The 14,613-nt window shown below is 65.9% G+C and carries 13 protein-coding genes and 1 pseudogene; 4 read left to right on the plus strand and 10 right to left on the minus strand.

Translation table 11 applies throughout. The annotated features are described in order from the left end of the window. Positions 1-73: 73 nt before the first annotated feature. The 3 genes from AC5O77_RS15880 to AC5O77_RS15890 form a co-directional block, all read right to left on the minus strand. On the minus strand, positions 74-1,723 hold the full coding sequence (locus AC5O77_RS15880; RefSeq protein ID WP_329894304.1) for a phosphoethanolamine transferase: 1,650 nt from the start codon (positions 1,721-1,723) through the stop codon (positions 74-76). Next, on the minus strand, positions 1,720-2,487 hold the full coding sequence (locus AC5O77_RS15885; RefSeq protein ID WP_180838756.1) for a phosphatase PAP2 family protein: 768 nt from the start codon (positions 2,485-2,487) through the stop codon (positions 1,720-1,722). Before AC5O77_RS15885 ends, AC5O77_RS15880 begins: the two co-directional genes overlap by 4 nt. Before the next feature lie 111 nt (positions 2,488-2,598). Next, the gene (locus tag AC5O77_RS15890) at positions 2,599-4,329 is read right to left on the minus strand and encodes an ArnT family glycosyltransferase (protein WP_478058182.1); all 1,731 of its coding nucleotides are present in this window, start codon (positions 4,327-4,329) and stop codon (positions 2,599-2,601) included. Between the two features lie 103 nt (positions 4,330-4,432). On the opposite strand from AC5O77_RS15890, the gene AC5O77_RS15895 reads away from it, so the two are divergent. Both AC5O77_RS15895 and AC5O77_RS15900 read left to right on the plus strand, forming a co-directional pair. Further along, positions 4,433-5,146, plus strand: coding sequence for a response regulator transcription factor (locus AC5O77_RS15895; protein ID WP_032129861.1), 714 nt, complete (start codon positions 4,433-4,435; stop codon positions 5,144-5,146). Further along, on the plus strand, positions 5,133-6,419 hold the full coding sequence (locus AC5O77_RS15900) for a sensor histidine kinase (RefSeq protein ID WP_478058183.1): 1,287 nt from the start codon (positions 5,133-5,135) through the stop codon (positions 6,417-6,419). The genes AC5O77_RS15895 and AC5O77_RS15900 overlap by 14 nt, the downstream gene beginning before the upstream one ends. Positions 6,420-6,556: 137 nt before the next feature. Here the strand turns inward: AC5O77_RS15900 and AC5O77_RS15905 are convergent, their stop codons facing one another. Then, positions 6,557-6,946 carry a VOC family protein gene (locus tag AC5O77_RS15905; protein WP_032129859.1) on the minus strand — a complete coding sequence of 130 codons (390 nt, stop codon included), beginning with the start codon at positions 6,944-6,946 and terminating at the stop codon, positions 6,557-6,559. A gap of 133 nt (positions 6,947-7,079) precedes the next feature. Between AC5O77_RS15905 and AC5O77_RS15910 the strand changes: the two genes are divergently transcribed. After that, on the plus strand, positions 7,080-8,330 hold the full coding sequence (locus AC5O77_RS15910; protein ID WP_049421249.1) for a DUF819 family protein: 1,251 nt from the start codon (positions 7,080-7,082) through the stop codon (positions 8,328-8,330). 204 nt (positions 8,331-8,534) lie between these two features. On the opposite strand, the gene AC5O77_RS15915 is transcribed toward AC5O77_RS15910, so the two are convergent. Together AC5O77_RS15915 and AC5O77_RS15920 are read right to left on the minus strand one after the other, a co-directional pair. Beyond that, positions 8,535-8,759 (minus strand): YbdD/YjiX family protein, encoded by a 225-nt coding sequence (locus AC5O77_RS15915; protein ID WP_005410613.1) that lies wholly within the window; start codon positions 8,757-8,759, stop codon positions 8,535-8,537. After that, on the minus strand, positions 8,759-10,840 hold the full coding sequence (locus AC5O77_RS15920) for a carbon starvation CstA family protein (RefSeq protein WP_049401342.1): 2,082 nt from the start codon (positions 10,838-10,840) through the stop codon (positions 8,759-8,761). Before AC5O77_RS15920 ends, AC5O77_RS15915 begins: the two co-directional genes overlap by 1 nt. A gap of 215 nt (positions 10,841-11,055) precedes the next feature. Between AC5O77_RS15920 and AC5O77_RS15925 the strand changes: the two genes are divergently transcribed. After that, positions 11,056-11,907 carry a pirin family protein gene (locus AC5O77_RS15925; protein WP_032129856.1) on the plus strand — a complete coding sequence of 284 codons (852 nt, stop codon included), beginning with the start codon at positions 11,056-11,058 and terminating at the stop codon, positions 11,905-11,907. Positions 11,908-12,035: 128 nt separating this feature from the next. Here AC5O77_RS15925 and AC5O77_RS15930 read toward each other — a convergent pair whose 3' ends face one another. The 4 genes and pseudogenes from AC5O77_RS15930 to AC5O77_RS15945 all read right to left on the minus strand — a co-directional run. Beyond that, positions 12,036-12,497, minus strand: a complete 462-nt coding sequence (locus tag AC5O77_RS15930; protein ID WP_478058184.1) for a hypothetical protein — start codon at positions 12,495-12,497, stop codon at positions 12,036-12,038. A gap of 196 nt (positions 12,498-12,693) precedes the next feature. After that, complete coding sequence (gene aqpZ, locus AC5O77_RS15935; RefSeq protein ID WP_032129854.1) at positions 12,694-13,413, minus strand: aquaporin Z; 720 nt, start codon at positions 13,411-13,413, stop codon at positions 12,694-12,696. Between the two features lie 121 nt (positions 13,414-13,534). Beyond that, on the minus strand, positions 13,535-14,398 hold the full coding sequence (locus tag AC5O77_RS15940; protein WP_006383170.1) for a pirin family protein: 864 nt from the start codon (positions 14,396-14,398) through the stop codon (positions 13,535-13,537). A 114-nt stretch (positions 14,399-14,512) separates the two neighbouring features. Next, positions 14,513-14,613: pseudogene (locus tag AC5O77_RS15945) on the minus strand (IS110 family transposase); the annotation flags it as partial.

Raw genomic sequence — 14,613 nt, forward strand, 5'->3', positions numbered from 1 at the left:
ACGCTGTTGCTGTTGCTTCGGCGGTTGCGGTTGCCTCAGCAGGTGCAGGGCTGCAAGCCCTGCCGAACAACCCTCAACCCTCGCAGTTGGCGAACACGTCGCGGTCGCGCTCGTACAGCGAGGTCTTCACCTGCATCAGGCCCAGTACCGACGGGAACAGGTTGTCATGGTCGGTGTAGGCCGCCGAACGCTTGCGCACGCACTGCAGGTCAAGCCCGCGGCTGCTGGCGAAGCCCTGCGAGAACCACATCGTCATCGGTACCCGGGTCTGCTCGGCCGGGGCGATGGCGTAGGGCACGCCATGCAGGAACAGGCCCTTCTCGCCCAGCGACTCGCCGTGGTCGGACAGGTAGATCATCGCCGTGTCGTAGTCCTGCATGCCCTGCAGCGTACCGATGGTCTTGGTCAGGAAGTGATCGGTGTACAGCACGGCGTTGTCGTAACTGTTGGTGATCTCTTCGCGCGAGCAGCGGCCGATGTCGCGGGTATCGCAGGTGGGGGTGAAGCGGCGGAACGCGGGCGGGTAGCGCTCGAAGTAGGCCGGGCCGTGGTTGCCCAGCTGATGCAGCACCACGACGCGGTCGCCCGGCTTTGCACGTACCTGGGTGGCCAGGTCCTGGAGCAGGATTTCATCCATGCAGCGGCCGTCAGCGCACAGGCCCGGGGTGGTCGCATCGGACAATGACTGGAAGTCCAGGCCTTCGCACACGCCCTTGCAGCCAGACTGGTTGTCACGCCACAGCGGCGCGATGCCGGCACGGTTCAATACGTGCAGCAGCGACTGGTGCGCGCGGATCTTCTTCTCGTCGTAGTCATGGCGGCCCCATGGCGAGAACAGGCACGGCAGTGAAACCTCGGTGCTGGTACCGCACGAATGCATGTCCGGGAAATTGACCACACTGGCCTGGGCCAGTTCCGGGGTGGTGTTGCGGCCACCGTTGAGGCCCCAGTTCTGCGCGCGCACGGTCTCGCCCATGACGATCACCAGCAGGCGCGGTTTGCTGGCAGGGGCACGCGGGGTGGCCTTGGCATCGGTACCGATCGGCAACTTCGGTGCGCGCTGCACCGGGTTGTCGCCACGCAGTGCACGCGGCATGCCCAGCAGCACATTGGCCGGGGTGGCGAGGTAACGCACTTCGCGCTGGTTGCGCATCAGTGCCGAGACATCCTGGAACGAGATCAACGCGCCGCCCACCGCGGTCACTGCCGCCACGACCAGGAAGCCGACGCGCCAGAGCAGGCTGCGGCCCCAGCTGCGGCGGCGCAGCTGCACGCGCCACAGCACCGCCATCGGCAGCACTGCCAGCAACAGCACCGGCCACAGCAGCGACACGGTCATCAGCTCACGGCTTTCCTTGGGATCGGTCGCCAGCACGTTGCGCAGCATGTCCGCATCCAGGTAGATGTGGTAACGGCTCATGTAATGCGCAGCGAATGCGGTCACCAGCAGCAACAGGCTGATCACCACCTTGGCGTTCCAGCGCCAGACCAGGATGCCCAGCAGCACGCCGTGCGCACCGAGCAGCAACAGCAGCAGCGACAGCGCGTAGCGCAGGCTGCCGGGATGGCTGGCCATCGCGCTGTGCCAGAACAGGCCATTGCCTGCCACCGCGAAGAACAGGCTGGTCAGTGCGATCAGTGCTTCGGTGGACAGCTGCGGCCGCCAGCGGCGAAGGTTCGCCAACGCGGGAAGGCGGGCGGGGCGTTGGACCGATGCACTCATGCGTTTGCCTCCTGGCGGTGGGGACGGTCCAGCTGACGGCGGGCCAGGACGCGTTTGACGATCAGATACAGGCCCAGCGAAAGCAGCCAACAGATCAACGCAGTAGCAACGTCATGCGAAAGGAAATGCGCGCCCCGCAGTTGCTGGCTGACGCCGAATACCAGGCCGGTGCCAAGGCCGATCCACAACCCGGCCCAGCGCCATGAAGGGCGCCACAGCAAGGCGAAAAAGTACAGGGACAACCATGCATAACCCGCGCTGGCGTGGCCGGCCGGGAAGCAGGCCTGCGCGGCCATGCCTGCGGGGCGTGCCGTGAAAAGCCCGATGAACGGCTGGTGGCCGCCGTAGCGCAGCAGGTCCCAGGGGCATTCCATCGGCACCAGCGACTTCAGCAGGGAGATCACACCGGTGCCCAGGGCCATGGCGATTACGACATAAAGCAGCGCCCACCGCAGGGTGTGATCGCGACCCTTACGCCAGTGGTGGAAGCACAGCAGGATCGCCACGAGCGCAGCAGCCGTGCTCAGCCACTTGCCGGCCTTGTGCACCACCGTGCGAGTGACCCAGGCGTCCTGCAGCGCCCAATGGCCACCCTCAAGGCGGAACAGGTGATCGGCCACCCATTGGTCGCCGCCGAAACCCATCAGCAGCGTAAACACGGGCAGACCAATTGCGACAGGCAGCCAGAGGTGAGTTACGGCGAATTTTGACGCCAGTGGCGATGTCGCAAGCGGCGCTACCGAATCAAGGGGACGGACGGGCATGCTGGGAAAGGGCGGGTCGGGAATCCGCGGCCATGCTCGTCACCTGGATGTCGGAGAAGGGTCGGACGCTCGTTCGTGCCGGGTTAATGCTTGCCCGGCACGGGTCAGCGTTCAGTCTTCTTCAGCGGTCGCGCCGGCCCGTTCGGCGTGGCATTCCGCGTCCCACGCGGTACCGGGAAGCAGTTGCCAGCGATTCCTGTTGGCAATACCGATATCGATCACCTTGCTTGGGTCCACGCACGGGCTCATCGCATCGTCCAGCACCAGCAGCCAGCGCTTGCCCGGTGCCTCGGCCAGCCACGGGCCGGCGTCGTGCCACTGCTCGGCCCAGGGCCGCTTGAAGCCGAACTCGCGCACCGGCCGGTCGGCCTGCAACAGGTTCTGCTCGCGCCAGGCCACCAGCGCCAGTTCGGCGTCGGGTCCGATCCGCGCGCCCACCCGGCGCATGAGTGCCGACGCCGAAGCGAAGGGGTCCAGTGCAGGCATCAGCACCAGGCCGTAGAGCATCCACAGCATGCCGTGGGTCAGCAGTACCAGCGTCGCGGCACGGCGTACCCGCAGCCACACGATCAGCGTGGCCAGGGCAATGGCGAAGGTCAGCAGGCCATCGCCCAGCACTGGCAGCAACGTCTCGGGCATGGCGCGGCGTTGCAGTTGCGCCAACGCCCATGGGTGCTCGGTCATCAGCATCACGCCGAGTACGCCGGTGGCCAGCATCAGCACCACGCTGTAGCCGAACAGGTAGCGGCGCACGCACACGCGGCGCAGCAGGCCGGGCAGCAGCGGCGCCACGGCCAGTGCCATCGCCGGCAGCATCGGCAGCAGGTACACCTCGCGCTTGCCCGGGCTGGCACTGAAGAACACCAGTACCAGTACGGCCCAGCCCAGCAGCAGCCACTGGCGGCGATCGCCACGACGGATGCGGCGCCACCAAGGCTTGAACAGCATCGGCAGCAGCAGGCTGCCCGGCAGCCACAGGGTCAGGATCACCTGCAGGTAGTACCAGGCCGGCTGCCGGTGGTGCCAGGCATTGGCGTAGCGGGTGCCGGTCTGCTTGAACAACAGCTCATGCGCGTAGGCCTGCAGTTCGGCGCTGGGCGTATGCAGCAGGGCCCAGCCCAGCGGCGCCAGCCACACGCCCACGCCCAGCAGGAACGCCGGGGTCAGCCACAGCAGCGTTGCCGGGTGCGGACCCTCCACACGGTGCCCGCGACGGCGCTGGTACAGCCACCAGCCGAACCAGGGCAGCACCAGCAGCAGCGGCAGGAAACCCACGCCCTTGGTCACCGTGCCGACACCGGCGGCGAAACCGGCCAGCCACAACGCGGGCAGGTTGCGACGTTCGCACAGGTGCCGCATCAAGCCCCACAGGGCGACGGTGGTCATCCCCACCAGCACCATGTCGATCTGCGCACGCTTGGCCATCAGCCCGAACTGCAGCGTGCAGAACAGCGCCGCGAGGGCATAGATGGAATGCCGCGGCGACCACAGCCGCCGTGCCAGATCCGACACCAGCCACAGACTCAGCAGGGCGCCCAGCAATGACGGCAGCAGGAACGACCATTGCCAGCTGCCGATCACCTCGTAGGCGGCCGCCTGCAGCCACATGAACACCGGTGGTTTCTCGGCATACAGCTCGCTGCCACGATGCGGCAGCAGCCATTGCCCGCTCTCGACCATGGTCCGTGCGGCCAGCACGAAGCGCGGCTCGTCCGGCGGCTGCGGCTGCCGAAGGCCGATGCCCGCTGCCAATGCAGCAATGATCAGCAGCCACAACAGGGGCAGGCGCCAACGGCGGGGCAGGGCTACGGGCACGGCAGGCTCCGGGAGCAAAACGGCCATTCTGAGGTGGCAGGGGTGGGAAAAGCGTCAGAAGGGGGAGGGACGACCGCATTCCGACATGGGCGGCGCTACCATGGTACGAACTTCCGTGGATGTTTCGTGCATGCGTCTGTTGGTGATCGAGGACAACCGCCAGCTGGTGGCCAACCTGTTCGACTATTTCGAGTCGCGCGGGCATGTGCTGGACGTGGCCCCGGATGGCATCACCGGCCTGCACCTGGCCGGCAGCCATCCCTACGATGCGGTGATCCTGGACTGGATGCTGCCGCGCATGGAGGGACCGGAAGTGCTGCGCCGGCTGCGTGCCGAGCACGCGTCGGAGGTGCCGGTGATCATGCTGACCGCGCGCGATGAACTGCCGGACAAGATCGCCGGTTTCCGCGCCGGTGCCGACGACTACCTGACCAAGCCGTTCGCGCTGCCCGAGCTGGAGGTGCGGCTGGAAGCGCTGCTGCTGCGTGCGCAGGGCCGCAACCCGCGCAAGCGCCTGCAGGTGGGCGATCTGGTGCTGGACCTGGCGACGCTGGAGGCCCAGCGTGAGGGCCAGGTGCTGCACCTGTACCCGGCCTGCCGCAAACTGCTGGAAGTGCTGATGCGGGCCAGCCCGGGTGCGGTGACGCGACAGCAGCTGGAGTTCGCCCTGTGGGGTGACGAGCCGCCGGATGGCGACCTGCTGCGTTCGCATGTCTACGAGTTGCGTCGCAGCGTTGACGGTCCGTTTGCCGAGAAGCTGATCCACACCCTGCCGCGTGTGGGTTACCGGTTGGCGGTAGTGGAGGGTGCCGACGCCGGCAGGAATGCTGATGAGGGCGCGTAAGCCGGGGCCGTTGTACCGGCGCGTGGTGTGGTGGTTGCTGGGCTATCTGGCGCTGCTGTCGATCGCGGTGTTCAGCGTCGGCAACTACGTGCACGAGCACGCCGAGCATGCTGCCTGGCGCGCGCTGCTCAACTCCGAGCTCGACAGCATCGTCGAGCATGTCGAGCACGAACCGCACTATCGCTGGCAGGATTCGGACACGCTGAGCCTGTACCGCTTCGACGCGGTCAACCTTCCCGATAGCCTGCGTACCCTGCATCCAGGGCTGCACGACGGTGTAATGGTCAAGGGCCGCGAGACGGCGGTGATGGTGCGTGAAACCCAGTCGATGGGACGGGTCGCGCTGGTACTGGACATCTCCGACTTCCATGACCTGGAACAGTTCGCCACGCGCTGGGTGATGCTGGCCGGGGTGATCATGATCTTCGTTACCGTGCTGATGGCTTCGTTCGGCATGGAGCGGATGGTGCGTCCGCTGAGCCTGCTGGCACAACACATCGCCGCGCTCAGGCCGGGCGTGCAGGGGCAGCGCATCGAGGTCGACCCGCGCGGCAGCTCAGAGCTGCACACCATTGCCAATGCGCTGAACGATTACCTGGACCGCAACGAGCAGTTCGTCGAACGCGAGCGGGTCTTCATCAGCACCGCCAGCCACGAATTGCGCACGCCGATCGCGGTGATGACCGGTGCCGCCGAACTGGCGCTGGAGCAACCGGGCCTGCCCGAGCGCGCGCGCCAGCAGATGCAGCGGGTACTGCGCACCGCACAGAGTGTGGAGCAGCTGATCGAACTGCTGCTGGTGCTGGCGCGTGATCCGGCGCGACTGGCGGCGCGTGCCGAGCGCATCGCGCTGGACCAGCTGCTGCCGGAGATCGTCGACGACCATCGCCACCTGCTGGGCGACAAGGACCTGAGCATCGGCATCCAGGCCGCACCGGTGGACATCGTCGCGCCGCTGGCGGTGGTGCAGGCAGCGATCGGCAACCTGCTGCGCAACGCCATCGAGAACAGTGGCCGTGGCCACATCGAATTGCGCCTGAGTTCATCGGCGGTGCTGACCCTGCAGGACCCGGGACATGGAATGAGCCCGGAAGAGATCGCGGCGATCCATGCGCGGATGGTCCGTGGCGAACGCGCCGATCGTGGCGGCGGCATCGGACTGGATCTGATCGCGCGGCTGTGCGAGCACCTGGGCTGGACCCTGCAGTTGCAGCCCTGCGAGCCGCGTGGCACGCGTGTCACGCTCGATTTCAGTGCCTCGCGACCGCGCTGATCCGGCCGTCCTGGTAGATGCCAACCTTGGTTGGCATGCCCAGGCGGTGGCTGGCCGTGTTCTGGTAAATGCCAGCCCTGGTTGGCATGCCGTTCGTCGACCAAGGTCGACGCCTACCCAGGCAATGGCTGTCCGCTTCAACGCCCGTTCGGTCGCGCCACGTGCTGGTCGATCAGGATCACGTTACCGTCGGGATCGGCCAACTGCAGATAGCCCGTACCCTGGCCATCAGGATCGGTGCGGACCGCCAGTTCGATGCCCCTGGCGTCCAGCTCTGCCTGCAGCTCACGCACATCCTGGAAGTGGGGCAGTTCCTGCTTGTGCTGGTCCCAGCCGGGGTTGAAGGTCAGCAGGTTGCCCTCGAACATGCCCTGGAACAGCCCGATCACCGTGCCGTTGCTGCGCATCACCAGCCAGTTCTGTGCCGGATCGCCGCCGGTGACCGAGAAGCCCAGGGCTTCGTAGAAGGCACGGGAGGCCGCGAGATCCTTCACCGAGAGGCTGACCGAAAAGGCACCAAGCTGCATGGGTGGGCTCACTGACGGGATGGGGGGTGTCGGCACTGCAGCATGACCGGGCGTGAAGACAATGTTAATCTCGATCTGCGCCGCCTTATGCGGCGCTTTTTTTTCTCCGCTCTTTCGATCGACAGAGGATCCCATGCCGACCGAACCCGCTACTGCCCTGATCAGCAACGACATCGTTGGACTGGGCCTGATTGCCGCCACCCTGGCCCTGATCTTCTGGGCCGCCAGTGGTCCAACCCCGCTGCTGAAGAAGATCTTCGCCTGGGTGCCGGCCCTGCTGCTGTGCTATTTCATCCCCGCCGTCTACAACACCGCCGGTGTCATCGATGGCCACAACACCTCGCTGTACAACCCGGTCGCGCGTGACGTGCTGCTGCCGGCCGCGCTGGTCCTGCTGACCCTGTCGATCGACCTGAAAGGCGTCATCAAGCTCGGCCCGAAACTGCTGATCGTGTTCTGTGCCGGTACCGCCGGCATCATGCTCGGCGCCATCGTTTCGTTCCAGCTGATGAAGCTGATCCATCCGGAAACCGTGGCCGGTGATACCTGGGCCGGCATGGCGGCGCTGGCCGGCAGCTGGATCGGTGGCGGCGCCAACATGGTCGCCATGCGCGAGGTGTTCGGCACCGATGCCACCACCTTCGGCCAGTTCGCGGTGGTTGACGTGGCCTGTGCCAGCCTGTGGATGGCGATCCTGCTGTTCCTGGCCAACCGCGCACAGCAGATCGACACCCGCAATGGTGCCGACACCCGTGCCATCGACGAGATGAAGGCGCGCATCAGTGCCTACGAGGCGCAGAACGCGCGCATTCCCAGCATGACCGACCTGATGGTGATCGTTGGCGTGGCACTGGGCGGCGTTGGCCTGGCCCATGCCATCGCCGCGCCGCTGGCGGGCTGGTTCAAGGCCAATGTCAGCTGGGCCAGCCAGTTCAGCCTGGACAGCCAGTTCGTCTGGGTGATCCTGCTGTCCACGGCGATGGGCCTGGGCCTGAGCTTCACCCGTGCGCGCCGGCTGGAAGCGGCTGGCGCTTCGCGGCTGGGCACGGTGTTCCTGTACTTCCTGATCGCCTGCATCGGCATGCAGATGAACCTGCTGTCGCTGCTGGATCGGCCGTGGCTGTTCCTGCTCGGCGCGATCTGGATGGCCACGCACGTGCTGGTGCTGTGGGTGGTGGCCAAGCTGCTGCGCGCGCCGCTGTTCTTCTTCGCCATTGGTTCGCAGGGCAACATCGGCGCAGCCGCTTCGGCCCCTGTGGTGGCGGCGGCGTTCCATCCGACGCTGGCGCCGGTGGGCGTGCTGCTGGGTACGGTGGGCTATGCCACCGGCACGGGCCTGGCCTACGTCACCGGCCTGATCCTGAAGTGGATGGCCACCGGCTGAGTTCGGACCGCCCTGGCGTCATGCTTCCGTAGATCCACGCCATGCGTGGATGCATTTCATGGGTATCCATGAACAAGGAAGGGGTCAGATCCGTTTCCCGGAGGAAACGGATCTGACCCCGGATTCAACTCGATATCTGCCAGGTTTCATCCACGCATGGCGTGGATCTACTCAACGTCACTCGAGCGCTGTTGAACCGAACCCTCAACAGCAGCGGCCACCGTTGCGTCCGCCATAACGCGCTTCCTGGCGCTCGCGGAAGAACGTCTTGTAGTCCATCGGCTCCTGGTCCGGATGTTTTTCCAGCATGTGCCGGACGTAGTTGTCGTAATCAGGAATGCCACAGCACAGTCGTGCGGTCTGCACCAAGCGCCGCCAGATGCGGCGGTGCGCCTGGTACTGGCCGGCGGGAACCAGTTGGGTACTCATCACAGATCCACCATTTCATGCGGCTTCAGCGCCACGTACGGGGTCTCGCGGTCAGTGCGCTGCGGATTGCGGCGGGCCGCCAGGATGGTCTTGATCGAATACACCAGCACCGCGCCCACCACCAGCAGGAACAGCGCGGTCAGGCCGGTGTTGACGTAGGCGTTGACCACGATCTGCTTCATCTGCGCCACCGACTTGGCCGGTGCAGTGATGGTGTCGCTGGCGAGCGCGGCCTGGAACTTGTGTGCCTGTGCCAGGAAGCCCTGTGCCGGATTGCTGTCGAAGATCTTGATGAAGCCGGCGTAGGTGGTGCAGATCAGCAGCCACACCGCCGGTACCGCAGTCACCCATGCATAGCGGTCACGCTTCATCTTGAACAGCACCACCGTGCCCAGCATCAATGCGATGCCGGCCAGCATCTGGTTCGAGATGCCGAACAGCGGCCACAGCGTCTGGATGCCGCCGAACGGATCGACCACGCCGGTGTAGAGCAGGTAGCCCCACAGCGCCACGCAGCCGGCGGTACCGATGATGTTGGCGGTCCACGATTCGGTCTTCTTCAGGGCCGGCACGAAGTTGCCCAGCAGGTCCTGCAGCATGAAGCGGCCCGCACGGGTACCGGCGTCCACCGCGGTGAGGATGAACAGCGCTTCGAACAGGATCGCGAAGTGGTACCAGAACGCCATCATCGCGTCGCTGCCACTGGGAATCGCTTCGTGCAGGATCTGCGCGATGCCTACCGCAAGTGTTGGCGCGCCACCTGCACGATGCAGGATGGTCGGTTCACCGATCGCCGCCGCAGTCGCGGTCAGCTGCTCGGGGGTGATGGTGAAGCCCCAGGTGTTGGTGATGTAGTGCGCGGCCGAGGCCGCATCGGCACCGATCACCGCCGCCGGGCTGTTCATCGCGAAATAGATGCCCGGATCGATGATCGAGGCCGCCACCAGCGCCATCACCGCGACGAACGATTCCATCAGCATGCCGCCGTAGCCGATGTAGCGCATGTGCGCTTCATTGGCCAGCAGCTTCGGCGTGGTGCCGGAGGAAATCAGTGCATGGAAACCGGAGACCGCGCCACAGGCGATGGTGATGAACAGGAACGGGAACATGCCGCCCTTCCACACCGGGCCGTCGCCGCTGGCGGCGAACTGGGTCAGCGCCGGCATCTTCAGTTCCGGCATCACCACCAGGATGCCGATGGCCAGCGCGATGATGGTGCCGATCTTGAGGAAGGTCGACAGGTAATCACGCGGGGCCAGCAGCAGCCACACCGGCAGCACCGAGGCGACGAAGCCGTAGCCGATCAGCATCCAGGTGATCTGGGTGCCGGTGAAGGTGAAGGCCGGGCCCCAGACCGGATCGGCGGCGACCTTGCCGCCGTACCAGATCGCGGCCAGCAGCAGGATCAGGCCAACCACCGAGATCTCGCCGATCTTGCCGGGGCGGATGTAGCGCATGTACACGCCCATCAGGATCGCGATGGGCATCGTCGCGATCACCGTGAACATGCCCCACGGGCTTTCGGCCAGCGCCTTGACCACCACCATCGCCAGCACTGCCAGGATGATGATCATGATCAGGAACGCACCGAACAGCGCGATGGTGCCGGGCACCTGGCCCATCTCTTCTCTTACCAGGTCACCCAGCGAGCGGCCATTGCGGCGGCTGGACAGGAACAGGACCATGAAGTCCTGCACCGCACCGGCCAACACCACGCCCACCACCAGCCACAGCAGGCCGGGCAGGTAGCCCATCTGCGCGGCCAGGACCGGGCCGACCAGCGGGCCGGCGCCGGCAATGGCGGCGAAGTGGTGGCCGAACAGCACGTGCTTGTTGGTCGGAACGTAGTCCAGGCCATCGTTGTTGATCACCGCCGGGGTGGCCCGGGTCGGATCCAGCTGCATCACCTTGTTGGCGATGAACAGGCTGTAGAAGCGATAGGCGACGAGGTACAGCGACACCGCCGCGACGACGATCCACAGGGCATTGATGTGTTCGCCGCGGCGCAGCGCCACGGTGCCCAGACAGAACGCGCCGAGCAGAGCGAGTACCGCCCAGCCCAGTTTGGAAAACCCTTTCATGAGGTGCTCTCTCCCGGAAAGACAGACAAAGAGTCCTGCTTGCCCACGACAGGGTCAATTGGCACAGGACGAATCGGCGGTAGTACTTTGGTCGTACGGCGGCTGCGCTGACGTGCAGCGAACATCAGGGATGGAACAATCGGTTGCGGAGCCATCCATTGGCCTACGGCCGTGTGGCGTCCATCTTCAGTGGCACCCATCCAACAGGAGTCGCCATGAGCTTTCCCGAACCGGTCCGCGTACTGCGCACCATCCGTGGCATGCCCACCTCCGACGGTGCCGGCGTGCGCCTGACCCGCGTCATCGGCGGCCCGACGCTGCCCGACCTGGATCCGTTCCTGCTGCTTGATGAGTTCGGTACCGACCGCGCCGAGGACTACATCGCCGGCTTCCCGGAACACCCGCACCGTGGTTTCGAGACCGTCACCTACATGCTCGACGGGCGCATGCGGCATCGCGACAACCATGGCAACGAAGGCCTGCTGACCCCGGGCAGCGTGCAGTGGATGACCGCTGGCCGTGGCCTGGTGCATTCGGAGATGCCCGAGCAGGAAAGCGGGCAGATGCGCGGGTTCCAGCTGTGGGTGAACCTGCCGGCGAAGGAGAAGATGACCGAGCCGAAGTACCAGGAATTCGCACCCGAGCGCATTCCCGTGGTGCACCCGGAGCCGGGCGTGGAGGTGAAGGTGATTGCCGGCAGCGTGGACGGCACCGATGGCCCGATCGTGCAGCCGGCCACCGATCCGCTCTACCTCGACATCACGCTGGCGCCCGACCGGGCCTGGACCTATGCGCTGCCGGAGGGGCACAACGCGTTCGCCTACGTGTTCGAAGGTGCGATGACCGTGGGTGAGCAGGACGCCGCGCGCGACGTTGCACGCCAGGAACTGGCGGTGCTGGGCGGTGGCGAGCAGTTGCACCTCTCGGCCGGCAGCGAAGGTGCGCGGTTGATCCTGGTGGCCGGCCGTCCGCTGCGCGAACCGGTGATGCGCCACGGGCCGTTCGTGATGAACACGCGGCAGGAACTGATGCAGGCCTTCGTCGATTTCCAGGAAGGCAAGTTCTGAGGGAGTGCCGGCCGCTGGCCGGCAGCAGCCTCGGACAAAGGCGGATCGGGGTGCCGGCCAGCGGCCGGCACTACCGTCGGATCGGCTCGCATTGCGGGGATGCTGCCAGGCAGTCATCCCCGTCACCTTCAGCGCCCCGCGGCCACGGCCGACGGGGTCAGGCTCATGCCCTGCGCCAGCTGCTGCAGCGAGCCCAGTTCCTGCGCGCTGTCCGGATACAGCGAAATCTGCGCGTAACGCCCTTTGTCGAGCTTGACCACACTGATGCGACGCTCGGCATAGCCGGGCGGCTGCTGGCCTCCCAGATCGGGCTGGTACCAGTACAGCGATTCACCGCCGAAGCTGCCCTTTTCCTGGCGCAGCGAGCGGTTCAATGGAAGGTTGGGATCGCGCGCACTGAGCATCAGGCTCAGTACCTCGCGGCCATCGCCGGTGCTGGCGCGGCAGACCAGGAAATCGGCCTGTGCCTGCTGTTGCCACTGCAGGCCGCTGCTGGCCGGCAATGAAGGACATTCGGTGGGAGCCTGTGAAGCGGCGGCCTGGGCCACCGCGAACAGCAGGCTCGACAACACTACAGGCGCGAACTTCATGCATCCCCCAAGGTGGTGTGTCGTTGGCTCCGCCGGATGGACCGGCAGCCTTGGCATCCCATCCCCGGATGCCGCCCCGGCCGGCATGTGCACGGACGGTCAACTCAACCTTAACGGAACGTGAGCGATCGCACAAATCGCGGTTACACGCGTAACCATTGCGGCCGATGGTCGGCCGCAATGGTCCGCACGGGCCTCAGCGGTCGTTGCCGATCCACTTGTAGATGATGCCACCGATCGCGCCGCCCAGCAGCGGGGCGACCCAGAACAGCCACAGCTGGCTGACCGCGCCGCTGCCGGCGAAGAAGGCCACCGCCGTGGAACGGGCCGGGTTCACCGAGGTGTTGGTGACCGGGATGCTGATCAGGTGGATCAGGGTCAGCGACAGGCCGATCGCCAGCGGGGCGAACCCGGCCGGTGCCTTGCCGTGGGTGGCGCCCATGATCACGATCAGGAACACGGCGGTCAGCACCACTTCGCACAGGAAGGCCGCGGCCACGCTGTAGCCGCCGGGGGACAGCGCGCCGTAGCCGTTGCTGGCGAATGCACCGGCCTGGCTGCCATCAATGGCGAAGCCGCTGGCGCCCGATGCGATCTGCAGCAGGATGAAGCCGGCCAGCAGGCCGCCGGCGACCTGGGCGATGATGTACGGGATCAGGTCCTTGGTCGGGAAACGACCGCCGGCCCACAGGCCGACACTGACCGCCGGATTGAAGTGCGCGCCGGAGATATGGCCGAACGCATAGGCGCCGGTCACCACGGTCAGGCCGAAGGCCAGCGCAACGCCGAGGAAACCGATACCCAGCGGATTGCCGTCACCGCCGAACTTGGCGGCCAGCACGGCACTGCCACAGCCACCCAGAACCAGCCAGAACGTGCCGAGGAACTCGGCGGACAAGCGTTTACCCATGCTCATGTGTTGCACTCCTTTGACGGTCGAAAGTGTGATTTATGTCACATTTCAATGATCAGCGGGTGACTGTAGTGTCAACGCCGGGTGCAGGGATACACCTTCGGATGTGTGCAACACGCGATGTTCAGTACTGCGGCAGCGGGATGAATTCCTTGTCGTCGCCCGGAATGGTGCCGAAGCGGCCGGCTTCCCAGTCGTGCTTGGCCTGTTCGATACGTTCCTTCGAGCTGGACACGAAGTTCCACCACAGGTGACGCGGGCCATCCAGCGGCTCGCCACCGAACAACATCGCCTTCACCGGCGTCTTCGCACGCAGGCGGCCTGTCGCACCGGCTTCGGGGATCACCAGGTGCTGGGCGGGGATGTCAACGCCGTCCAGCTGCGCCTCGCCCTCGAGGATGTACAGCGCGCGCTCGCGGTGGCCATTGTCGATATCGATCTCCGCATCCGGGTCGAGGTCGATCGCTACGTTGAGGGTGTCGGCGAATACTTTGACCGGCGACTCCTCACCGTAAGCGCGGCCGGCGATTACCCGCAGCCAGACACCATTGCGGCGCTGCTCGGGCAGGGTGGCTGCGGCATGGTGGTAGAACGCCGGTTCGATTTCCTCATGCGATTTCGGCAGCGCCACCCAGGTCTGCATGCCGTGGATGGGGTTGTCATGGTCGCGGTCCGGCTGCGGCGTACGCTCGGAATGGGCGATGCCGCGGCCGGCGGTCATCCAGTTGACGTCACCGGGACGGATCACCTGATCCGAACCCAGCGTGTCGCGGTGGCCGATCGCGCCCGACCACAGGTAGGTGACGGTAGCCAGGCCGATATGCGGATGCGGGCGCACGTCGATGGCGGTGCCGGGGTGCATGAGTGCTGGGCCCATCTGGTCGACGAACACGAACGAGCCGATGCTGCGGGCCTGCAGGGTCGGGACGGCCCGGCGGACTTCGAGTCCGCCGATGTCGTGCACGCGCGGGGCGATGATGGTGGTCATGCGGGCGTTCTCGCTGGCAGGGATCAGGTGGTCAGCATCGCATGCAGCGGTGACGGGGACATGCCCCGTATGGGTAACAGGTTGTTCCGTAGAGTCGAGATCCTATGTTCGCGGTCAAGCCTGCTGGAAGCAGGCTTGACCCACCTTCAGCATGGCCGGATCGAAGTCCCGGCCGCTTTTGAAGACACCCCAGGCGATCCTGGCCAGCTTTCTGG

It is taken from the genome of Stenotrophomonas sp. INTA L402-1 (assembly GCF_059295135.1).